Source organism: Lederbergia panacisoli, assembly GCF_024626525.1.
Taxonomy (GTDB): Bacteria; Bacillota; Bacilli; order Bacillales; family Bacillaceae_C; genus Lederbergia; species Lederbergia panacisoli.
Window position 1 is genome coordinate 54,893 of record NZ_JANJGU010000003.1, and the last position, 23,807, is coordinate 78,699.

21 protein-coding genes are annotated in these 23,807 nt (G+C 38.5%); 13 read left to right on the forward strand and 8 right to left on the reverse strand.

Annotated features, from left to right (window positions below):
• Positions 1-90: 90 nt before the first annotated feature.
• From NQ185_RS05930 to NQ185_RS05950, 5 genes are all read left to right on the forward strand, one after another.
• Positions 91-1,602 (forward strand): sulfatase family protein, encoded by a 1,512-nt coding sequence (locus tag NQ185_RS05930; RefSeq protein ID WP_257580967.1) that lies wholly within the window; start codon positions 91-93, stop codon positions 1,600-1,602.
• Between the two features lie 307 nt (positions 1,603-1,909).
• On the forward strand, positions 1,910-3,991 hold the full coding sequence (locus NQ185_RS05935) for an FIMAH domain-containing protein (protein WP_257580673.1): 2,082 nt from the start codon (positions 1,910-1,912) through the stop codon (positions 3,989-3,991).
• A 91-nt stretch (positions 3,992-4,082) separates the two neighbouring features.
• A complete protein-coding gene (locus tag NQ185_RS05940) occupies positions 4,083-4,823 on the forward strand; it encodes a creatininase family protein (protein WP_257580674.1) in 741 nt (246 codons plus the stop codon).
• Between the two features lie 58 nt (positions 4,824-4,881).
• A complete protein-coding gene (locus NQ185_RS05945; protein ID WP_257580675.1) occupies positions 4,882-6,327 on the forward strand; it encodes a serine hydrolase domain-containing protein in 1,446 nt (481 codons plus the stop codon).
• 169 nt (positions 6,328-6,496) lie between these two features.
• On the forward strand, positions 6,497-7,534 hold the full coding sequence (locus NQ185_RS05950) for a lactonase family protein (protein WP_257580676.1): 1,038 nt from the start codon (positions 6,497-6,499) through the stop codon (positions 7,532-7,534).
• A gap of 38 nt (positions 7,535-7,572) precedes the next feature.
• Here the strand turns inward: NQ185_RS05950 and NQ185_RS05955 are convergent, their stop codons facing one another.
• The 4 genes from NQ185_RS05955 to NQ185_RS05970 are packed head-to-tail and all read right to left on the reverse strand — an operon-like array spanning position 7,573 to position 9,606.
• Complete coding sequence (locus tag NQ185_RS05955) at positions 7,573-7,830, reverse strand: DUF2651 family protein (RefSeq protein WP_257580677.1); 258 nt, start codon at positions 7,828-7,830, stop codon at positions 7,573-7,575.
• Positions 7,831-7,851: 21 nt separating this feature from the next.
• Complete coding sequence (locus tag NQ185_RS05960; protein ID WP_257580678.1) at positions 7,852-8,577, reverse strand: YfjL-like protein; 726 nt, start codon at positions 8,575-8,577, stop codon at positions 7,852-7,854.
• Positions 8,574-9,116 (reverse strand): zf-HC2 domain-containing protein, encoded by a 543-nt coding sequence (locus tag NQ185_RS05965; RefSeq protein WP_257580680.1) that lies wholly within the window; start codon positions 9,114-9,116, stop codon positions 8,574-8,576. Before NQ185_RS05965 ends, NQ185_RS05960 begins: the two co-directional genes overlap by 4 nt.
• Positions 9,109-9,606, reverse strand: coding sequence for an RNA polymerase sigma factor (locus NQ185_RS05970; RefSeq protein ID WP_257580681.1), 498 nt, complete (start codon positions 9,604-9,606; stop codon positions 9,109-9,111). Before NQ185_RS05970 ends, NQ185_RS05965 begins: the two co-directional genes overlap by 8 nt.
• Before the next feature lie 648 nt (positions 9,607-10,254).
• On the opposite strand from NQ185_RS05970, the gene NQ185_RS05975 reads away from it, so the two are divergent.
• The 6 genes from NQ185_RS05975 (at position 10,255) to bioB (ending at position 17,748) form a co-directional block, all read left to right on the forward strand.
• Positions 10,255-10,986, forward strand: coding sequence for a glucosamine-6-phosphate deaminase (locus NQ185_RS05975; RefSeq protein WP_257580683.1), 732 nt, complete (start codon positions 10,255-10,257; stop codon positions 10,984-10,986).
• A gap of 918 nt (positions 10,987-11,904) precedes the next feature.
• Positions 11,905-13,203 carry a Gfo/Idh/MocA family protein gene (locus NQ185_RS05980; protein WP_257580684.1) on the forward strand — a complete coding sequence of 433 codons (1,299 nt, stop codon included), beginning with the start codon at positions 11,905-11,907 and terminating at the stop codon, positions 13,201-13,203.
• 145 nt (positions 13,204-13,348) lie between these two features.
• On the forward strand, positions 13,349-14,650 hold the full coding sequence (locus tag NQ185_RS05985) for an ABC transporter substrate-binding protein (protein ID WP_257580685.1): 1,302 nt from the start codon (positions 13,349-13,351) through the stop codon (positions 14,648-14,650).
• A 145-nt stretch (positions 14,651-14,795) separates the two neighbouring features.
• Positions 14,796-15,845 carry a LacI family DNA-binding transcriptional regulator gene (locus tag NQ185_RS05990; RefSeq protein ID WP_257580686.1) on the forward strand — a complete coding sequence of 350 codons (1,050 nt, stop codon included), beginning with the start codon at positions 14,796-14,798 and terminating at the stop codon, positions 15,843-15,845.
• A 295-nt stretch (positions 15,846-16,140) separates the two neighbouring features.
• A complete protein-coding gene (locus NQ185_RS05995) occupies positions 16,141-16,728 on the forward strand; it encodes a biotin transporter BioY (protein WP_257580688.1) in 588 nt (195 codons plus the stop codon).
• Positions 16,729-16,740: 12 nt separating this feature from the next.
• Complete coding sequence (gene bioB / locus NQ185_RS06000) at positions 16,741-17,748, forward strand: biotin synthase BioB (RefSeq protein WP_257580689.1); 1,008 nt, start codon at positions 16,741-16,743, stop codon at positions 17,746-17,748.
• Between the two features lie 127 nt (positions 17,749-17,875).
• Here the strand turns inward: bioB and NQ185_RS06005 are convergent, their stop codons facing one another.
• The 4 genes from NQ185_RS06005 to NQ185_RS06020 form a co-directional block, all read right to left on the reverse strand.
• Complete coding sequence (locus NQ185_RS06005; protein WP_257580690.1) at positions 17,876-18,517, reverse strand: DUF3995 domain-containing protein; 642 nt, start codon at positions 18,515-18,517, stop codon at positions 17,876-17,878.
• Complete coding sequence (locus NQ185_RS06010; protein ID WP_257580692.1) at positions 18,504-19,598, reverse strand: hypothetical protein; 1,095 nt, start codon at positions 19,596-19,598, stop codon at positions 18,504-18,506. Before NQ185_RS06010 ends, NQ185_RS06005 begins: the two co-directional genes overlap by 14 nt.
• A 113-nt stretch (positions 19,599-19,711) precedes the next feature.
• Positions 19,712-21,067, reverse strand: coding sequence for a sensor histidine kinase (locus NQ185_RS06015; protein ID WP_257580693.1), 1,356 nt, complete (start codon positions 21,065-21,067; stop codon positions 19,712-19,714).
• Positions 21,064-21,738: a response regulator transcription factor gene (locus NQ185_RS06020; protein WP_257580694.1), complete on the reverse strand. Its 675-nt coding sequence runs from the start codon at positions 21,736-21,738 to the stop codon at positions 21,064-21,066. The genes NQ185_RS06015 and NQ185_RS06020 overlap by 4 nt, the downstream gene beginning before the upstream one ends.
• A gap of 347 nt (positions 21,739-22,085) precedes the next feature.
• Between NQ185_RS06020 and NQ185_RS06025 the strand changes: the two genes are divergently transcribed.
• Positions 22,086-22,286, forward strand: a complete 201-nt coding sequence (locus NQ185_RS06025) for a cold-shock protein (RefSeq protein WP_213129232.1) — start codon at positions 22,086-22,088, stop codon at positions 22,284-22,286.
• A 121-nt stretch (positions 22,287-22,407) separates the two neighbouring features.
• On the forward strand, positions 22,408-23,775 hold the full coding sequence (locus NQ185_RS06030; RefSeq protein ID WP_257580695.1) for an FAD-binding oxidoreductase: 1,368 nt from the start codon (positions 22,408-22,410) through the stop codon (positions 23,773-23,775).
• Positions 23,776-23,807 lie beyond the last annotated feature (32 nt).

Genomic DNA, 23,807 nt, shown 5'->3' on the forward strand with positions numbered 1-23,807 from the left:
ATTGTAAAAGGTTCCTAATTTTAGTTTACTAGACACCTTTTTTCATATGTCTATATGGTGCGAAATGATTTGCTTACAAAGGGTGATGAAATTGTGAAAAAGCCAAATATTTTACTAATCACAAGCGATCAACAACATTGGAATACGATCGGTGCTTTTAATCCGGAACTTTCAACCCCTAATCTTGATCGCTTAGTAAAAGAAGGTACTACCTTTACAAGGGCATATTGTCCAAATCCAACTTGTACACCGACAAGGTCGTCCATTATCACGGGGATGCATCCTAGTCAACATGGAGCGTGGACACTCGGAACAAAATTATTAGAGGATCGAAAAACGGTCGGAGACGAATTTCTTGAAAATGGGTATCGAACTTCCTTAGTTGGAAAAGCGCATTTTCAGCCTTTAGTTTCAACTGAAGAATTTCCATCTTTGGAAGCGGAGCCTATATTGCATGATTTAGACTTTTGGAGAAATTTTAGTGAATCGTTTTATGGGTTTGAGAATCCCGAACTGGCTAGAAATCATACAAGTGAAGCGCATGTAGGACAACATTATGCCATTTGGATGGAAGAAAAGGGTTGTAAGAACTGGCGCGAGTATTTTGAAGGACCTACCGGCGTTATGGACCCGAAAGTAAAATATTCATGGCCGATTCCAGAAGAATACCATTACAATACTTGGATTGCGGAGCGAACAAACCATAAGTTGGAAGAGTTTGTTAATAATGATGAAAACTTCTTCCTTTGGGCAAGTTTTTTTGACCCGCATCCACCATATCTAGTTCCGGAACCTTGGGATCGTATGTATGATCCTGATAAAGTAACCCTTCCTAAAGGAGTGGAAGGGGAGCATGAGCAAAATCCACCCCATTTCGGGAAAACGCAAGAACAAGAACCTGATTTTACTGATTATGTAGAAACAGGGTACGGATCACATGGTTATCATTCACATGTGGTGTCGGAGGAACACCACAAAAAATTAACGGCTACCTATTATGGAATGGTAAGCATGATGGATAAATATATAGGCAAGATACTAGATAAATTAGATGAACTTGGAATTACCGAAGAAACAATCGTTGTTTTTTCAACTGACCATGGCCATTTTTTTGGGCAACACGGGCTTCAATACAAAGGCGGATTCCATTATGAGGATTTAATTAAACTTCCGTTTATTGTTAGATATCCGGGAAAAGTGCCGGAAGGAAGGGTATCCTCTGCCATGCAATCATTGGTTGATTTGGCTCCTACATTTCTGTCCTTTGCAGGTATAAAAGTTCCTTATAGGATGACTGGGGTGGACCAAAGCCAAGTTTGGCAAAATGAAAAAGACGAGGCAAGGGATCATATCATATGTGAATTCCGTCATGAGCCAACTGTAATTCATCAAAAGACATATGTAGATAAGCGGTACAAAATAACCATCTATTACAATCAAACATATGGTGAGTTATTTGATTTAGAAAACGACCCCGGGGAGTATTATAACCTTTGGGATAAGCCGGAAAATCAAGAATTAAAACAGGAACTGCTTCTGAAATATATATGGGCGGAATTAGGGAAGGAATCGATGCCGATGCCAAGAATTTCTGGGGCGTAACGGTTGTAGTTCAAATATAAACTAAAAGCATAATATATTCTTTGTTATAAAGGGAATAGACACAAACCCATCCCTTCTTACTATGAGGGTTGGGTATTTTTGCTTATGTAGAATTTGTAATATTCAAACTTTATTCCTATTACTTAAAAGTTTTAATTAAATACAATCCCAAATCCTTTTTTAAAAGGAGGGCCTTGTATATAAAAATCTAGAAAAGGGAGGAATAAGGACAGGATCATTATGAAAAGTGAGGCTTAGAAGTTCGTAGAACAAAAACTAATTACCTAGGATTGGAGTGTTTATATCAATGTTAAAAAGAAGACATATCTATACATACCGTTTTACATGTATAGTGCTGGCCGCATTGTTAATATTTGTGACATATCCACCATCGTTTTCTGCAGTGAATGGCAGTAGTGCTACAGAACTTGTAAACATAGAAACATACGGAAATTTTGAAACAGCAGGAATCGATATAAAATTTGAAAATCTAATTACTGATGAAACGGCTTCTGTTTTTTATAAAAAATCTTCAGAAACCATTTATAGGGAAGGCCACCATTTCACAAAATACGATGGAAATCATATGGCGGCCAGTTTGTTTGATTTAAAAAAGGATACAACTTATGACATTAAAATAGTTGTAAATAGTTCCCAAGGGTCAAGCGAGTATTTTACAACAGTCAAAACAAAACCTGAATATACACCTCCGCTCGCTTCAAAAACAGTAAATGTGGGCAACCAGCAGGAATTGGATGCAGCGATTGCAAATGCAAAACCCGGGGATCATATTTTACTTGATCCAACAGGTGTATATAGTTCAGCAATTTTTGAAAATAAATCTGGTACAGAGGCAAATCCAATTCTTATTGGTTCACAAGGAATGGACAAGCCTTTTATAGAGGGACCTGTAAAATTATATCGTTCCAACTATATCGTTGTGAATAATTTAGAGGTTCATAATGAAGAGGGAATCGGTGTTCAAATTAGGGGATCGCACTATGATGTTGTCGTAAATAGTCATATTCACGATAGCATTGGCGGCCCAACCACTTATCATGGAAATATTCATATTCATCATAGCGATGAAGGGAATATGCCTGGAATTGGTGGTCATTTAATTATGAATAACGTACTAAGCGATGAAGATCATGAGCCGATTACAGAAACTCAAGGCCCTGGTAATTCTAATACGGCTAATGATAGACAAACTTATTTTGGAATTAAGCAAGATGATAATCCAGGGGCTTTTACAACGATGCGCGGGAATATAATTTACGGAGTGGTAGATGGAATAGCGCCATCGGGTGATGAAAATAGTGATCCTGTTCTTGATCAAGACGATCCGGATTTATTGTTGACGTATCCAAATCAAAACATGGATATATATGACAACATTATTTACAACGTAAAAGATGATGGCATCGAGATGGATGGCCTTGCAGTTAATTCAAGGGTTTTTCGTAACCATATTGGAAAGGCAGAAAACTCTATTTCTGTAGCGCCAGTTTACCCAGGACCGATTTTCTTTGTTGGAAATTCAGCCTTTGGCGCCGATCAAGGAAGTACGAAACTTAACACTGGGGTACGTGGGGAAACGAGGAATCTATATTTCTACAACAATACATTTGTACAAAAACCTGGTACAACTTACGGTGTAATTTATCGGGGTGAACCAGCTAAAACAAATAATATTGTATATAAAAATAATATCTTTTTAGCCGAAACACGCGTTGTAAATAGTGATAACTATAATTATGGTATGAATATGTGGCACTTAAATCATGTATTTGACTATAACCTTGGATTCTCCAAATTGACTGAAGGCACAGTTTATAAATGGAGCACCATACAAGGAGATCCTCTTAATAATGCAAGATTCGATACACTTGAGGAATTCCGTACTGCTACAGGTCAGGAAGAACACGGTGTATGGGGAGATCCTATCCTAAACTTAACACCGCTTGCTGGCTACCCTGAATATTCATTATTGTTGGATCTTAGCATTGCTTCAGAAGACTCGCCTGCTATCGGCGCAGGTGCCATTATACCAGGAATTACGAATCGCTTTGCAGGAGATGCACCTGATATTGGAGCATTCCAATACGGTTTGGAAGATGAAGTAGAAATAGAAGCTTCTATTGAATACATGAATCAATTAATAGATCAATATATTGCTTCCGGAGAATTAGGAAGCCCTCTAACAAAGCAGTTGGAAAATAGCTTAAAACAAGCGGAGCATCACTTAACTAAAGGTTCAATTAAGCAAGCGACTAAATTTATGCAGGATTTCTTAAAACATATGAATAATAAAAAAGATAAAATATCTGCAAATGCTAGATTGGAACTTGAAGAAAACGCCAATAAACTAATTGATTCCTGGAATTAATAAAAATTTGGCAGCAATCAATCGTATTTTAAATATAGGGGGAGGAAGCGGATATTAATGTCCGCTCCTTTTACCGTTGGAGGATAATTACATGTTAAATATGTTCAATACAAAAAAAGATTTCCATGATTCAAATTGTACGGTTGCTATTCTACCAGTCGGAGCATTGGAACAGCATGGGAGCCATCTTCCCGTTGGTACAGATAATATCTTTGCCGAATATTTTGCTAGACAAATAGCTGAAAAACTAGAAGGGGCATATCTTTTGCCGGTGATTCCGATTACCTCTTCCATCGAACATAGAGAAGGAAAGGGAACGGTTTTCGTTAAAGCAGACACTTTGGCACTAATTATTAGGGATATTGCGGAATCGCTTCGGTACGCGGGATTTAAACAGTTGATCATTCTAAATTGGCATGGAGGTAATTGGATTATAAAACCGACGATTAGGTCATTAAATAGAGAATTGCATCCATTTGAAGTCATTCTTTTGGATTCAGGTCTTGCTGCTCATAGACATGGTGAAATATTTAAACATACGAAAAACGATTTGCATGCGGGTGAAATGGAAACATCTTTAATGCTTTATTTACATAAAAATTATGTCGGTGAAATAAGATCACAAACGAATACCGAATTTGCTCCCCAGGCTTTTATGGACTATTTCGATGTTACTCAAATTACCGAGGATGGATATTGGGGTTACCCAGAGGAGGCAACAATTGAAAAAGGTGAGAAAATGGCCCGAATATTTATTGAATGTGCACTTGAATATCTTCAAGAAATTGAACGTATGAAATTAAAAGTAAAGGAAAGTGAATCACTGTTATAAAGGCGATAGAAGAGGTGTGATTTAAGGGAAAGATTCGTTTTTTTAAAGGAGAATATCAATGATGATTCAAATGAAATTACCTAGATGTAAACCCGAAGAACAACATGTATCTTCTAAATCAATCTTTAATTTCATAAAAGCTATTGAATCAGAAAAACTAGAGGTTCATAGTTTCATTTATTTGAAAAATGGACATGTCATAGCTGAAGGAACATGGTCACCATACCTTAAAGAACAGCCACATATTCTAAATTCATTAAGTAAAAATTTCACCTCCACTGCTATTGGGTTGGCAGTAGGAGAAGGGAAACTTTCAGTAGAAGATACTGTCCTATCTTTTTTTCCAGAATATATGACAGAAGAAATTGAAGAAAATATGAAAAATCTGAAGGTGTATCATTTACTTACGATGACAACAGGGCATGATCAAGATACATCCCCTTTTTTTAAAAAGAGCGATGATTGGGTAAAAGAATTCCTAGATGTGCGCATCGTTCATGCACCTGGTACTCACTTTGTATATAATACGGGAGCAACTTATATGTTGTCAGCGATTATCACAAAAGTTACCGGTATGAATCTTATTGATTATTTAACCCCTCGTTTGTTTGAACCGCTTGGAATGGGTAAAATTACGACAACCTCTTGTCCAAAAGGAATTCATTATGGCGGTATAGGAATGAAAGCTACCATAGAGGATATAGCTAAATTCGGTTTACTTTACTTGCAAAAAGGCTGTTGGGAAGGTCAGCAAATAATACCTGAATATTGGGTCGAGGAAGCAACAAGAAAACAAGTTCACACCTGGGGCGATGAGAATGATGATGCGTTAGGATATGGGTATCAATTTTGGTGTTGCCCTCATGGCGCGTATCGCGGGGGTGGGGCATTTGGCCAATATTGTGTAGTTTCACCCGAACAAAATGCTGTAGTTGCTACAACGTCGGGTACGATGGATATGGCAAAAATACTTAATCTAATATGGAGCCATTTGCTTCCAGGAATATTAGAGTCACCCGACCGTTATCAAACCTGCTTGGACAATAAGCTAAGTTCTTTATATTATGAACCATCATCCAGCAGCTTAAGTGAGTCTCCCTATATCAATAATTGGTCGGGAAAATGTTTTGATGTGCAACCAAATGAAGCGGGAATTACAACTTTTTCTTTTGATTTTTCGGAAGGCAAATACCAATATAATTTTTGGGATGCCAAAGGAAAACATTCAATCAAAATTGGTAATGGAGAATGGCAGGAAAATAATTTAACTTTTTTAGATGAACAGATAACAGCAGCCGTTAATGGTGTATGGAGAACCTCCAAATCGTTTGAAATGACCGTTCGAATTTTAGGTACACCATTTTGCGATACGTGGACGTGTGATTTTATTACAGCGGCTGCACGAATAAGCATTACTCGAAATATAAGGGATACTTCAGAAATCCCAGGTTTGACGGATGTAGCCTTATTACCAAATTTAGTTGGATATTTAGTAGAGGAATGATCGTTTTTAAGGCGACTGGATGTTTTTATCTTCAATACTTATTTTAGAAAATGAAGTTTATTATGGCCTCAAATATATGAAGGCATTCGTGTTCACTAAAAGCTCGTAAATGCTTTCCTCATAGTTCATGGTATAATAGAAACAGAAAATTTTGAAAGGATGACTAGTTATGGGTAAAAAATACATAGGCTATGCCGGAACGTATACTCGGCAAACGAGTGAGGGGATTTATCGCTTTATTCTAGATACAGAAAAAGCGGAGCTTACGAATATTGAAGTAGCTGCGAAAGTTGGCAGCCCTACTTATTTAGCAATTAGTGAAGATAACCGCTATTTATACTCCGTTGCTCAGCAAGAAAAGACTGGTGGGGTGGCGGCATTTTCCGTTGATGCTGAAACAGGGGAGTTAAGCTTTTTAAATGCAGAAGTGCAAGATGGTGCACCGCCATGTCATTTAGATGTGTATCAACATGATCTTGTAACAGGTAACTACCACGAAGGGACAGTTGGGCTATATAAAACGAATGATAATGGTGTAGAACCAGCAGCTTCTGTTTCCAAACACGAAGGGACAGGCCCTCACGAACGTCAGGAAAAACCGCATGTTCATTATACTGCCTATACTCCGGACAAAAAATTTGTCGTTGTTGCGGATCTTGGTACAGATGAAGTTGTAACATATAAAGTTGAAAATGCAGCTCTTGAAAGGGTGAATACTTTAAAGGTAAGAGCGGGTAGTGGTCCTCGTCATCTTACTTTTCATCCGAATGGAAAAATGGCCTATTTATTAACTGAGCTCAGTTCCGAAGTTGTCGTTCTAGATTACAATGCCGAAGAAGGCAGCTTTACAGAAAAGCAATATATTAAAGCGATTCCGGAAGATTTTACTGGAACAAATGATGCAAGTGCCATCCATATTTCTTCAGATGGTCGATTCGTTTACACAGGAAATCGTGGACATAATAGCATTACAGTGCTTAGTGTCAATGCAGATAACGGGGAACTCTCAATCGTTGAACAAACACCTTCAGGCGGGGAGTGGCCACGGGATTTCGTATTAGATCCAAGTGAATCTTTCCTAATTGCTTCCAATCAACATACAGGAAATCTTGTGCTATTTGCAAGGGATCAAGAAACAGGAAAATTAACGAAGCTTGATTCAGAAGTTGAGGTTCCTGAAGTGGTATGTGTGAAGTTTTTAAAATAATAAAAAAAGCATCGGTTTTCGGACCGATGTCTTTTTTATTAGGCAGCGACTTTTGCTCTAGTTATTTTTACAATTAAAGATATAAGTAGGGAGACTACTGTATAGAAAACTGCCCACCCAAATAAAGCTTGCCATCCTACGTTTTGAACCATTGGTAATACGATGGTCAACACGTTTAGACCAACAAAAATCATCAATGGAGCTGCATAATAATTTTTCAGCTTAACAGCACCAATTATTGAAAATGCGATTGCGATGATCGGCATTAGAATTGCGTAAAATGGAATTTCCCACATGTAAATCATCTCCTTAAAATATTATTGATTATATTCTTTAATATCGCTTAGCTTAATGTTCGAATCTTTATCAAAGCCAACTGAATATTTAACATATCCAAAATGATCTTTTGCACCTATTTGTTCATTATCAAATAAATTTCCATTGAAGCTGACTCCGCTATAAGAATAGTCAGCAGAATTAAGCTCCTGTTGAATGTCTTGAACAGTTCTTAAAACATCTTCCTTACTCATATCCGTCACATCCACGATAAGATGAATATAAATCGGTTTTTCCAACTTCAAGTCCTTGCTCCATGTTGTATCCGAACTATATGATCCTTGCAAAATTTCAATTTGCACACTCATTTCCACAACGCGCTTAACTTTATCTTTTAGAAGTTCCGTTAGCTCTGCCGACGCTTCTTTTCCCAATTTCTCCATAAGCGGCAGATCTAGATTATCGTAATAGATTCCGTCGTATGTTACTGTCGGCTTCCAAAAACCAGTGACGCTAAATTCATGCTCTTTTTGTTGCTCATCGCCAACTTTCCTTACATTATACGTATAACCGCTCACTTTAAAATTATAAAAACCATTGGGGATAACAAATTCTTGTCCAGGATATGTTTCTTTTAAATAATGCTTTACTGACTTATTTGAAAAGTACTTCCAAGCTGGATTCCCATTAAATGCGTTGTAAAAAAATAAAATGGGGACGACTAGAATTATAAGAAGAATTAAATATATCCATTTCATTTTAGTCATGTTGTTGGACCTCTTTCTCTAAGTTTTAAAATGAGCAAGCCAATTATACTTCCGACTAAGGCAAAGATTAAATGTATAGCAGCAAGGAAAATAGAACCGATGATGGCATCGAATGTAATGGGGGCACCTGATGCAATATCGATCAAGGACCAAATAAAATTCGGTAAAAATGCGATTACAGCAACAATTAAAAATCGTCGGTAAAATAAATACGTAATCAACCCTAGAATCGGATATGTTAATATGAACCCAAAACTTTCATGCAACAACGATGTTTTAATCGCAAAAATAAACGAAATCGCTATAAAAATAATTTGATATATAGATAGCTTTAAGTTTATTTTCTTAATCATATTTTCCGAATCGATCGTAGAATGTATGTTTTCCTTTTCAATCGGTTCTTTTGAGAGAAGTGCGAGTTCACGGCAGCTCTCACAGTGTTCTAAATGTGCCTCTACCCATTCAGTCGTCTCGTCTTGAAGCAATCCTTCGTTATAAAGGGGCAGAAGATCTTCTACAATCACGCAATCTTTATTCATGGTTCAACCCCATTTCTTTTTGAAGTCGCAGTTTTGCTCGATGAAATGTGACTCGAACATAATTCTCACTTTTATTGATGAGCTCGCCAATTTCTTTAAAAGACAATTCACCATATAGGCGCAGCGTTACGATTTCTTGCTGGATTTCATCCAAGCTGTTTATCTTTTGTAATAGATTAAAATGGCCTTCCTTCGTTATATATACATCCTCAGGGGTACTGGGAAGTTCAGGGACATCATGAGTGAGCTTATCATGAAGGCCAGTCGTATATTTTTTTGATCGAAAATGTTTTCTTAATACATTTTTAGCGATGGAAAATATCCACGTTTGCAGAGTAGATTTTCCTGAGAAAGAATGAATTCCTTTAATTGCTTCATAAAAAACATCATGCGTTAAATCTTCTGCAGCAGATTTGTCTGAAGTTTTTATATAGAAAAAAGCATAAATTTTTGGCTGAATCTCTGTATATAGCCTTTCAAGCTCGTTCATGTTGCCCTCCCCCCTAAGCTCTTCATTACATTAGTACCATGAAAATACGTTTCGTTACAAAAAATATAAGATACCCTTAAATATTTTTGAGTTTACATCATTTGGTGATAACATTATTTCCCACTTTGAAAAAGTATGAGGTTGTAAACGTTGATTTAACAGTGTCTTTCATCTAGTGAGATCTTGGTGTCTCTCTATATATGTTTCGTCATTAATGAATTTTTTGCAATAACCTTTGTGTAGTTTATTAATGGATTTGAAAAATCAATAAAGTGATCTTGTAAAAAAATCTTGTGTACACAAAGCCGGAGTAAAGGGGAATTTGGGATTGGAGCCAGATCACTAAGAACAAGAAACCATTCATAAGTTTCGTCAGGGTTTCACCTTGCTTGTCATGAGGCATAAACCGTTTTTGGACAATTAAAAGTTATGCAAATAGTCTTGAAATTACATTTTTGTATGATAGCATGTATAGTAATCGATTACTATTGAATAACATTAGAATTGCTATTCTTACTCTAAGAAAAGTGCATGTACCAGTTAAAAGGTTATGGAAAAAAGTAATCGATTACTATATTAAATCTACAAAATGATTACTAAGTTTTCTTAAACAAGAAACCCAAAATTTTACCGAAAGGAGTTTTAAAAATGGAGGTAAAAGTTTTAAAAAATAAGGAGGAATTAGGAAAAGCTGCAGCTGAAAAAGCCGCGGAAATCCTAAAAGAGCGAATCGCAAAAAACGGAAAAGCTAGATTGGTATTATCTACAGGGGCATCCCAGTTTGAGACGTTAAAAGAACTTGTTGCTTCCAATGTCGACTGGAGTAAGGTGGAGATGTTTCATTTGGATGAATACATAGACCTTCCCGCCGACCATCCGGCAAGCTTTCGAAACTATTTAAAAAGTAGATTTGTAGAGAGGGTGAATATTGAGAAGGTCCATTACGTGGATGGGCAAGGGGATATACAAAATAATATTAAACTATTATCGGAAGAAATAAAAAAGGAACCGATTGATATAGGGTTAATTGGAATTGGTGAAAACGCACATATCGCATTTAATGATCCACCAGCCGACTTTGATACGGAAGAACCTTATATTATTGTCAATCTTGATGAGCAATGCAGACAACAGCAGGTGAATGAAGGATGGTTTCCTTCTATTGAGGATGTTCCGAAAAAGGCGATAACGATGTCGGTTCATCAAATTTTGCAATGTGACGTAATCATCTCAAGCGTCCCCGGCAGTAGAAAGGCTAATGCGATAAAATCGACCATCGATTATGAGGAAACGGAGCGTATCCCCGCTACAAAGCTGAAAGGCCACTCTGATTGGACACTTTTCTTAGATAGTGGATCATCCTCTTTATTGGATATGTAAGAGAAAATGCAATGACAGACAGTAGCCCAAAAAGTCAATAATAGACCCTCGGAATTTCGAGTGGTAAATTTGCTGAATTTCCAAAGTATTACCGGAAATTGAGGATTTGGTATTCACCTTCAAAACTTTTTCAAAAAAAGCATGCCAAAGAAGCGTCACATATTTATTTTTAAAAAGGTTGTTTTGTAAACATTGTTGCTTACCAAGATGGTGGCTGGTTGATTTCCGCTACAGTTGCTCGCTTTCCGCGGGGCGGGCGGTGAGCCTCCTCGGCGTAAACGCCTGCGGGGTCTCACCTGTCCCGCAGATCCCGCAGGAGTCTCGCACTTACGCTACAATCAACCTTCAATGGATTTTGTTTTAAAAGCAACAAACCCTCGGATAAGATCCTTTAAAAAGATTTGGCCATTGGTTTTGATAATCTTTATGTGGAATAATGGCAGGCTTCAACTGTAACACCTCAATCGCAGTTAGTAAGGAATTAAATCCCTTCACCGGCGATTATTGGGGCGCTTTTAAAAAGTCAAGTGTTTTCGACAAAATCAAGAACAAAATTTCACTGTATATAAAACAAACATAAGCACATGGGCAAAAAAATATCTTAGTTGATTGAAGTGGAAGGCGGCGACTCCTAGGGGATCAGCGTGACAGGTGAGACCCCGCAGGGCGCGAAGCGACCGAGGAGGCTCACCGCACGCCCCCCGGAAAGCGTCCGCCTGGAACGGAAATCAACGGTGGCTAGCTCTCACGTTGTATGCAGGTTATTAGCTTGTACAGTATAGAACGGGTAACTTTACCAATAAAAAGGGAAATTTCCTCCTATTAAATAGGAGGGGAAATAAAAAAACGGTACTAGAAAACCTTGTACCATCTAACTCCGCGAATGCCGAGAGTCTATAATATACGAAGGAGGCAAATATGATTAAAAATTATTGTATTGTTGGAACAGGATCAAGGGCAATTGAAATGTTTGCCAAAGTAATTATTCATGAATATAAGGATGTCGCCCGACTAACGGCTCTGTGTGATAGTAATTCAGGCAGGTTGGAGTGGGCAAACAATCTGCTTGGCGGAGATATTCCATGCTATACCGACTTTGAACAAATGCTGGACAGTGTCGCTTGCGATGTCGTGATTGTTGTATCGAGAGATGATACACATGACAAATATATTATAAGAGCGATGGAGCGCGGTAAGGACGTTATTACAGAAAAACCGATGACGATCAATGATGCTAAATGCCGCTCAATTTTAAGAGCGGAAAAGGAGACAGGGCGTAATATTAAAGTTACTTTCAATAGCCGCTATGCCCCTTTCAAGGCGAAAATTAAGGAACTTCTATTAGATGGAATCGTCGGTGATATTCATTCTGTTGAGTTTAAATGGCATTTGGATACTGTACATGGAGCCGATTATTTCCGGCGTTGGCATCGGGAGAAGGAAAAATCAGGCGGGTTGCTAGTTCATAAAGCGACTCACCATTTTGACTTGATTAATTGGTGGTTGGATTTGGAGCCGGTCCAAGTAGCAGCAATGGGATCAAGGCAATTTTATGTTCCTAATCGCATGCCTGGTCATGGAGAAAGGTGCCTTGATTGTTCTGTGAAATCAAAGTGTGAATTTTATTTCGATGTTACCTCAGATGAAATGTTGAGAGAAATGTATTTTAATAATGAAAAATTCGATGGGTATATTCGCGATCAATGTGTCTTTTCAGAAGAAATAGATATTGAAGACACGATGTCTGTGATTGTGCGTTATCCAAAAGAAATTCAGTTAACGTATGCTTTAACTGCTGCAACGCCATTCGAGGGTTGGCAGGTGGCCTTTAATGGGAGTAAAGGTAGATTGGAGGCGGTAGAACCAGAAGCGTTTATCTCGGAGGAAGAACAAACTGATTTTAGTACTAGGGCCAATATTCGGCGCCGAATCGACTGGCATACAGCTGAAACAGGCGATGACAAACCATTAGATTCCTATCAAATCCGCTTTTATCCACTATTCGGAGGCGTGGAAACGTACACTGTCCCTTATGACGGGGGAGGCCATGGCGGAGGAGATGAGCGGTTAAGAGATCATTTGTTTCGAGGGATTAACTCAGATAAATTGGGACAAATGGCGGGAGCAAGGGCAGGTGCAATGTCTCTTTTAATCGGTACAGCCGCAAATAAATCAATCGAAGAAAATAAGTTTGTTGCTATTGCAGATCTGCTCTAAAAAAAATTAAGTTTTTATTAAAAGTAAATGCCTAACGTATTCGAACTTACTTTTAAGAAAAGACATAAAAACAATTCAACTTTTTGGACTTTTAAAAAATGCGGCAAAGTTCTATTCAAGTCTACTAATAATGGAGGTATTGCAAATGTTTAGAAAAACATTATTTATGATTGTGACAGCAGTACTTTTTCTTGGCGTCTTAGTTGGATGCAGCAATAGCAATAAGCCTAGTAATGTGGATAAAAATGATGATGAAATTATAGAGTTAACTTTTAACTGGTGGGGTGAGCAGATTCGCCACGAGCGCACTCAAAAAGTGATTGAATTATTTGAAGAACAAAATCCAAATATTAAGATAAAGTCTGAAATTAGTGGTTGGGATGGTTATTGGGAAAAGCTAGCGACTAGAGCGGCCGGGAAAAGTCTACCAGACCTTATTCAGATGAGTTATGCATATCTAGCGGAATATGCAGAGCGTAATCTTTTAACGGATCTGACACCATATGTCGAAAATGGGACGATTCATTTTGATGACGTCGACCCACTGTATACGGATCCAGGGAAAATTGGGGATCAACTTTACGCCGTTAACTTGGGCGCAAATGCATTTGCGATTGTCTATGACCCTGCATTGTTTGATGAAGCGGGTATACCTGAGCTTGAGCCTGGCTATACGTATGAAGATTTAAGAGATATATCAAGAAAGATGCAAAATCATTTTGGTGATGGCTTTTATGGCATGAAAACTTTTAGTCATATAGATGCTTTTAAGCATTATTTACGGCAGCATGATCTATGGCTATTTAACGAAGAAAACGATGGATTGGGATATGACGATGATAGTATACTTACTGAGTTTTTCCAATATTGGCTTGATAATATAAAAGATGGACTCTCTACTAATCCCGATGCAGATAGTGCCGTGCAAGGGGTCGAGGATGAATTAATTGTCCATAAGAAAACGGCTTTGATGGGAACAAATAGCAATGCCTTAATTTCATTAATGGGGGCAGCTGAAAGGCCGCTTAAGCTAATGATTTATCCGACATACCCTGGAGCAGTGGATGGACATTTCATTACTCCATCTCAATATGTAGCTGTTACAGCGCATTCAAAACATCCGGAGGAAGCGGCAAAATTTATTGATTTCCTTACAAATAATCTTGAGGCAAATGAAATATTAGCTGCAGAACGGGGAGTTCCAATTTCTTCGAAAGTGCGTGAACATTTACTTCCGAGTTTGGATGAAGCAACAAAGGAAACGTTTAACTATCTTGAATTGGTGCAGCAATACTCTCGTCCTGTTAACATTGTTGCACCACCGGGTGAGGGGGAAATACGTGAATTATTTGATAGGATGTCACAGGCCGTAGCATTTGGTGAGTTGACACCTGAGGAGGCAGCAAATAATTTCGGAAAAGAAGCAAGGGCTGTTTTAGGGAAATAATTGTCCCTCAATGTAAATGTGGATTTGCCCATTAGGAAAATATTGTACCTAATGGGCTGTTTTTATTTCCGGCCAAATCCTTGAGAATTGGGGCGTAACTTCTGATATATTTGAATACATAGATATAAAAAAGGTGAGAGTGTGCATGAAAAAACAAGTCACAATTTATGACATTGCCAAAAAGGCACAAACATCAACTGCGACTGTGTCGCGCGTTCTAAGTAAAAGTGGCTATCCTGTCAAGCCCGAGTTGCGGGAGAGAATACTAAAAATCGCCAATGAGCTCAATTACATCCCGAACATGATAGGGCGACAGTTAAAAACGAACACAAGCATGACGATTGGGGTCGTTATTCCAACGATTACGAACCCCTTTTACTCATCGGTCGTTCTTGGAATTGAGGATATAGCCAGGGAAAGGGGATACCAAGTTCTTTTATGCAATTCCCATAGAAGCTCCAAAATAGAGGAGGAATATTTAAAAACACTGCTTGAAAAACAAGTGAAGGGCCTCATTATCTCATCTGTATCTTCTGATAAAGATGAGTTATCAAAATTAATGAAAATGGGGTTAAATATAGTTGCAATCGACCAATCGATAAATGAATTAAATGCAAGTCAAATTCATTTTGATTATCGAAAAGGCGGCATTTTGGCTACAGAGTTTTTGATTGAAAAAGGCCATACTAAAATTGCCTTTATTAGTTCTCCGTTAAACCGAATCAGTCGTCAATATGTGTATGAAGGTTATAAAGATGCACTAATGAATTATGGAATAAAACCGAATAGGGCGTGGATCCTTATTTCATCGAGGGAAGAAGAAGTGTCCGAAATGAATTATGAGTTTAATAATGGAATCTTGATGACCCGTGAATTGTTAACATGTTCGGAATTGCCAACAGCGATATTCGCAGGTAATGACATGACCGCCTTTGGAGTAATGAATGAACTCAATGCGCAAAATATTAAAGTTCCCGAACAAATCTCGGTAGTTGGATTTGATAATATCGAGTTTTCAAAAATGGTCTCCCCAACGCTTACGACCATCCAACAGCCCGACTATGAAATGGGTCGAATCGCATGTAATACATTACTTGATCAATTGGATGGAGTAAATACTCAAAACATTGACATTATCCTACAGCCAAGGATTATTGAGAGGAATTCAACAAAAGAAAACGAGACTGAGGGATAGATAAGTCATTAATCACAAATTCGGAGAAGGGTTCCCAATTTAAATCATAAGACAAAAAAATAAATAATATACTCCCTAAAACACGATAGTATCATGTTCTATGGGGGTTTTTATTTTCCGCCTGAATCCCTTTATATTGCCTCTCAAGCTAATTTCTATTGTCCTCCCCTTAAGCTCTTCATTACATTAATACCATGAAAACAAAAAACATATGTTAACCATAAATTTTATAGAGTTGACATATAATTGTCATACCGGTATTCTCTTATTATAGTAAAAAATTTGAGGTGAAAAGATGAGTAGTGCAACAGTGAAAACAAATAATAAACTAAGAACTCTAGATATGGTGTATGTCAGCATGTTCTCAGCATTAATGATGATTGGAGCAAATATTACATCCTTTATCCCATTTATGACGATTGGGGGAGTGCCGATTACGTTGCAAACGTTCTTCGCTGTGTTGGCGGGTGCGTTTTTGGGGAGCCGTCTCGGAGCCATTTCGATGGCAGTGTATATGTTTATTGGTCTTGCGGGTGCACCAGTTTTTGCAAAGTTTATGGGAGGACCCACCCAAATTATTAGCCCGACATTCGGATTCATTTTATCTTTTATCGTAACGGCTTACGTAACTGGGAAAATCATAGAAAAAAATAATAAACTTCATACTTATATTTTCGCGGCTATAATCGGAACCATTTTCAGCTATTTAATAGGTACAAATTTAATGTATATAGCTTATAAAGTATGGGCAGCGGCTCCAAGTGCATTTTCTTATAAGGTTGCCTGGATGTGGATGGCTGTTCCGTTTCCGAAGGATATTTTTCTCGCAGTCCTTGCAGGAATCTTCGCACATAGAATGCAAAGAATCGTGAAAAGGTCTTAAGGTGGTTTGGAAATGAATAAGTTTGATCAACTAGCAGAAAAAGTGTTAGAAGGAGAAGAACTCACAGACGAGGAAGCCTTATCAGTTTTGCAAAGTCCTGACGAAGAGCTTTTACTGTTGCTTCATGCAGCGTACCGTGTTCGTAAACATTTTTATGGCGATAAAGTGAAATTGAATATGATCATTAATACGAAATCGGGTCTATGTCCTGAAAACTGTGGCTACTGTGCCCAATCGATCGTCTCGAAAGCGCCGATTGAAAAATACTCGATGATGAAAAAAGATGAAATTGTTGCAGGTGCCAAAAGAGCTGCAGAATTGAATGCAGGGACGTATTGCATTGTTGCTAGTGGCAGGGGACCTGCTAGTCGGGAATTAGATATCGTCGCCAGTGCGGTGAAGGAAATAAAAGAGGAACATCAAAATATGACCGTGTGCGCCTGTCTAGGTATTTTAAGACCGGAACAAGCTGAAAGACTGAAGGCGGCAGGAGTAGACCGATACAATCATAATATCAATACATCAAGTCAGCATCATGAGAATATTACAACCTCACATACATACGATGACCGTGTGAATACCGTCGGGATTGTGAAAAATTCAGGTATTTCCCCATGTTCAGGTGTAATTATTGGGATGAAAGAAACAATGAAGGATGTCATTGACATGGCTCGCAGTTTGAGAATACTGGATGCTGATTCAATACCGGTGAATTTTTTAAATGCCATTGAAGGAACTCCACTCGAAGGTACGGATGAATTAAATCCACGCTATTGTCTAAAAGTTCTATGCTTGTTCCGCTTTATTAACCCGAAAAAAGAAATCCGAATTTCCGGTGGTCGTGAAGTGAATTTAAGAAACATGCAGCCACTGGGTTTGTATCCTGCCAACTCCATCTTCATCGGAGACTATTTAACGACAGAAGGGCAGGAAGGATTGGCGGATAAGCAAATGTTGGAGGATATGGGGTTTGAAGTGGATAGTGCCCCGCTTGATAGGGAAATTGCCAAAGCGTTATAGCAGGAAAAGGGAAAGGCCCCTGCAGTTGGATGATGAAAAGCAGAAGGTCCTTGTTTAATGGACGAGCAGAGCACATCTTGTGTGACTGTTCGTCTATTTTGTTTGGCCAAATACTAGCATACAGGCTTCACTTAAACTTAATAATAGTGCCAATCACAAAAAGTATTGTTAAGAGTAAAATAAACAACAAATAGTAGATTGTAAATTTCCTAATTACAATAAGCCGAATGGTAGAAGTAAGCGCGTAATGGGCGGCTGCTAATCCGGCGAGCAAACCCATTATGAGAAACCACGGTTCGTAAAAGAAAAGATCCCATAGAGCTAAGCTAATAGCATTCAATTGTGCCCAGCCAGGAAAATGAATGGTTATAACCCCAGCCAAAAAGAGTGACTTTGTCAGCATTCCACTCACCGCATGGGCAAGTAAAAAGGCAGTGCCGAGAAGAGTGGGGATAAGTAAGATGAGCGGATGGACATTCCTTCCGCCAATCAACGGAAACCACAGGGGAACGATTTTCCCCCATTGTTTGACTAGCCCCAGTAAGCAAAAACCACAGGTCATTATGAGAACACCCGCGATGTAGCTAGCCTTGGATAAAGCTTCCGGATCTTCTACTTGACCGAACATAGGGAGAATTCCTCCGCCTATTGCCTCTAAAAATCGAACGAAAACCGCATATAGGACAGCCCAAATACATCCTACATATGCAGGCCATGTTGAATTCTTCAAAACCCGTTCAATAGCTGTTTCTTCATTAAATTTCCACATAATCATTTATCCCTTTTATAGGAGATTTAGGTGTAAATGTTTTTTTGCCTCTACCACAATGTGAACATAGGCCGCGTCTACGATAATAGTAAGCAATTGCGGACAACCCAAGAAATACTCCCCATGGAACCCAGAACACCATCGGTCCAACTGCTCCCCATAATTGCTCTAGGATGATACTGTCGGTTGTAGTGAAGTGCAGAGTAAGGCTAAGAAATTGGAATGTAAAGACAAATCCGGCAGCTGTAACAGCGAGGGCCACAATGGCAGCTGGAATGACTGCAAGCATAATTGGGACCCTTTTACCGCCGATAAACGGGAACCATCGTGGAAAGATCTCGCCCCATTTTTGAATCAAACCGAGAGTAAGGCCGCTGCCGCCTACGCATAAAAATCCGAATGCCCATTCCGTAACACGTGCTGCTTCATTCAATGTTGAAAAGTCCGCTAGGAATTGTGAACTAACTCCTAGTGGGATGTTAAGTGCCCACGCAAAACGTGTGATGGCATAGGGGAGAGGTGCAAGAGCTGCGATAATAGTAAATAAATTTCCCATTCGAACGAATAAAAGCGTTCCTTGAGTATCTGTTCTCCCGCAATACACACATGCATTACGGATTTTGCGCTGATAAGCTACCGCGGTTAACATCCAAAGGAGTGCCCCTATAATACAAATAATTTGATTACCCATTTGCCAATTGAAAGCGAATTTAAATAGAAATGCATAAGCCATAGCCGCAATCAGATTGATATCCGGAATAAACAGAATTAAGCTGATGGCAAAGCCCCATGAGTAGCCGACTAAAAGCCATCGAGGAATAGAAACCTTTTTATGGTTCTGCATGATAAGGCCAAAAAAGACTCCTAAGAGACAAAAAATCACGAATAGAACACCGCCTGCAGTTTGGGGAAGATAGGTAATCATGGCAGCGAATAAATGGTCGTCGGTCCTTTCGATTTGAAAAGGGTACCCCATCCCGCCAAAAAACCAGTATAGATGCATACCTGCGTACAATAAGGACCAGATGACGGCAACATATCCAATCCAATGCGGCCAACGTTTGAATAATTTTTCTGACATATCGAACAACCTTTCTTTTCGTTAATGGATAGGGTGAATAACAAATAACCCTGCTTTCATACTAACCAGCGAAGGAATTTTGTTTAATTTTATTGAGCAAATCTAAATTTTCGTCAATATACTAAAGAATTTTTTTCGTAAAGGTAAATAGTTGTTCCTTCTGCTTTACTATCAATATCCCAAGCTAGATCCATTTCCTTTAGCATCAGTTCAACGATGGAAAGACCAATTCCTGCTCCTTTTTCGTTTGATTCCCCATCCAAGCCTGGTCCATTGTCCTCAATTCTTATAATAAGTTCTCCGTCTTTTTCCTCGGAATGAATGCCGACATACTTTCCGGATTTCGCATGTCTTATGATGTTTTGAAAAAGATTATCCAATATGCGGGTGAACCAATGTGGGTCGATATCCCAATAAGTCGTCTTTTCTAGTAAGTGAATATTTACGTTAAAGCCATCTTTTTCAAATATTGGATACCAACTTGCGACTGAGGTGCGCAAGACCCGATGTACATCTGTTTTGCTTTTTTGCATGGGGTACTTTCCCGCTGACAATAAGGTAAAGGAAAGGAGATTGTCTAGCAGCATGCTTAACATGTCCACTTTATTTTCAATTAATAGAAGAGATTCTTTTCCTTTTGGAGAAAGATTTTCTTTTTGGATAGTATGGGCATGCCCGCGAATTGCCGTAAGTGGTGTTCGCAAATCATGCGAAATATTCGCGATCAACTGCTTCCTTAGGGATTCCTCTTCATGTTCTCGTTTCCTGCTATTATTAAGATCATCAATCATATGATTAAAAGCTTGCCCTAATTGGCCGATTTCATCTAATTTGCGGACCTTTACCTTTTCAGGAATTCCCCTCTCACCTACGGTAGTCATTGCATTTTGGAGCTTAACGAGACGTTTCCGAATTTTAGAGAAAAACAACCACGATATACCTAGAAACAATGCGAAAACAACGATGCCGTAGACCATAAAGTATTTGTCATCTATAAAGTTTGCTGATAATGGTTTTGTCAGGGCGGACGGAATTTGAAATACCATAAAACCTTGACTTGGATCACCGCCAATATATTCTAGGATGGTGTACGGCCCACTCCCAGCACTGTTTTTCATAAATTGTATCGTTTTTTCTTGGTTCCACCGTTCTGGAATACTAGGATTTCCTATAGACAGCTTTGTTTCTCCAGAAGGATCCACCCAAAACATTTCGGCCTTAGGATACTTTTTTTCTAAGGCGTGAAGTCTTTTGTCAATCTTCTCTTTATTAGCCTTGTCTAGCTTAAGTGCCTCCTTGTGCCACATCTGCTCAAGTTTATTCGTATCAATATAGTTCGCCCTTAGTTTTAAGTCTTCATCTAGAAAAAGAGATGGAATATAATAAACCGGTATGACGAAGGGCCACAATAATAATGCAACTGCAATAATAGATAAATATCTTGCTAGTAAAGAGTGGCGAAATTTCATTGTCTCACCCTATATCCAATTCCCCGGATAGTTTCAATGATTTTCGGGTTGCTAGGATCCTTCTCAATTTTTTCGCGAAGGTGTCGAATATGCACCATTAATGTTTTATCTCCTTCTATATACTGATTTCCCCATATTGCCTCATATATTTGTTCCTTTGTCAAAATCTGGTTCGGATGATGAAGCAAATACTTGAATATATGAAATTGCTTTGCAGTCAAGGCAATTTCAGTATTTGTTTCTACATCTAAAATTCGGTTTTCCTGCATGTATATTCGTAGATGTGAGAGTTGAATAAATGGAGGGGAGATCTTTTCAAATCGTCTTAATAATACTTCCACCCGGGCTGCAAGCTCGTCAGGATGAAAGGGTTTTGTTACGTAATCATCGGCAAAATGGAGGCCTTGCAGCTTGTCGTCGATGGAGGTTCTAGCCGAAAGTAAAAGTATGGGTGTGGTCGGGTATTCTTTTTTCAGGCGCTGTCCTATTGAAAAACCGTCCAAACCTGGCAGCATGATATCAAGAATGACGAGGTCAATTTCTTTCATTTGTTCAATAGCTCTCTCCCCAGAGTGAAGCCATGTCACATTATATCCTCGGTCAGTTAAATCTTCATGTAACCAGGAGCCAATTTCCAGGTCGTCCTCAATATATAAAATGTTCATTTTCATCGCATCCCCGGTTACTTTTTAGTTCTTATATTCATAGTTTATCTTTATGCAATTTTAAATTTCAAGAATGAAATAAAATGGATATAGATAAAAAAGCAATTTTAAAAGCTTTTTCTACTGCCAATCATAAGGTGAAACTCACATGTAAAATAATGACATGAAAATGATTTTCCGAAACGCCTTGTTTTTTTATATGAAAGGTGATATTATTAACTCTACGCTTAATATATATTAAATCTTATAATTCACATGTTTTCACGGATTATATTGTAGATGATATTACCCGTGAAAGCATGTGAATTTTTGTTTTATCGTTATTAAGTAACAAATTTTTGGAGGTTTTCATTATGAACCAAGGTACAGTAAAATGGTTTAACGCAGAAAAAGGATTCGGCTTCATCGAAGTTGAAGGTGGAGAAGACGTATTCGTACATTTCTCAGCAATCACTGGCGATGGCTTCAAAACTCTTGAAGAAGGTCAAAAAGTTAGCTTTGAAATTACACAAGGCAACCGTGGCGACCAAGCTGCTAACGTTGTTAAATTATAATTAATAAAGAAAGCATTGGGGAGTAATTACTCTTCAATGCTTTTTTTGTTTTAGTAAGTCATTTAATAAATCTAATATGCTATTATTTAATTAATTCATTTTTAAAAAGAGGGGGAGTTGCATGAATCTTTACGAGAATCTTTGTGTTCTATTAGGACAGCATAAAGTGACCATTAATGATACGATCCTAAGACATCATTCTGGTGACGAATCACATCATGCGAAAGTTGAACCTGATGTAGTCGTTTTTCCAGAATCTACAGATGATGTACAAAAAGTAGCCAGTTTCGCAAATGAACATGGCATTCCGTTAGTCCCTTATGGGGTAGGATCTGGTCTTGAAGGACAGGCCATTCCAATCAAAAAAGGAATTTCGATCAGCTTTGAGCGAATGGCAAGCATCGTAGAAATAAAGCCGGAAGATTTGACTGTAACGGTCCAACCAGGAATTACACGCCTCAAATTAAATGAAGAATTAAAGAAACACGGTTTATTTTTCCCTGTAGATCCAGGGGCGGATGCTTCAATAGGGGGAATGGCGGCAACGAATGCCAGTGGCACACTTGCAGTCCGGTATGGGGTGATGCGCGATCAGATTCTTAATATGGAGGTTGTCTTAGTGGATGGCCGTGTCATTCAAACAGGCAGCATGGCAAGGAAATCATCATCGGGATATCATTTAAACGGTCTTTTCATCGGGTCTGAAGGCACTCTAGGCATCTTTACGAAAATTACATTAAAGCTCCACGGAATTCCTGAAAATATAACAGCTGCCCGTTGTACGTTTCCGACGATTAGAAGCTGTGTTGATGCCGCTGCGGCAATTCTTACTGCAGGAATTCCAATTGCAAGAATAGAATTAGTAGATGCAAGGAGTATTAAGCAGGTTAATCATTTTAGTGAAACAAACTTCCTGGAGGAGCCTTCACTTTTTCTGGAGTTCCATGGTAATCAATCGGGAAACGAAGAGGACATTGATTTTGTCAAAACAATCGTCGAAGACATGGGCTGCAATAGTTTTGTATTTGAAACAGATTCTTTAAAACGTGCCCATTTATGGAAAGCAAGGCACGATCTGCATTATGCTTTTAGCCATAGCTATCCCAATCTGTCAATCCTTAGCACGGATGTATGTGTTCCAATCTCCAGACTACCGGAAATTGTTGAATATACACGTAATCAATTAGATACATATGGATTGGATGGAGGAGTGCTTGGACATGTTGGAGACGGTAACTTTCATACCGCTTTGCTGTACAATCCCAATGATCCAGAGGAAATTGCAAAATCGAATGAGTTTAATAGAGATTTAGTTTCGTATGCTTTACAAGTAGGTGGAACTTGCACAGGTGAACATGGAGTAGGGGTTGGGAAAATTAAATTTCAAAAGGAAGAGCATGGTCTGGCATTAGATGTAATGATGTCTATAAAAAAATTGTTCGATCCAAACGATATATTAAATCCAGGAAAAATATTTCCGAATAATTGAAAGCGAATTCAATTCGCGGGAAAGTGAGCTGG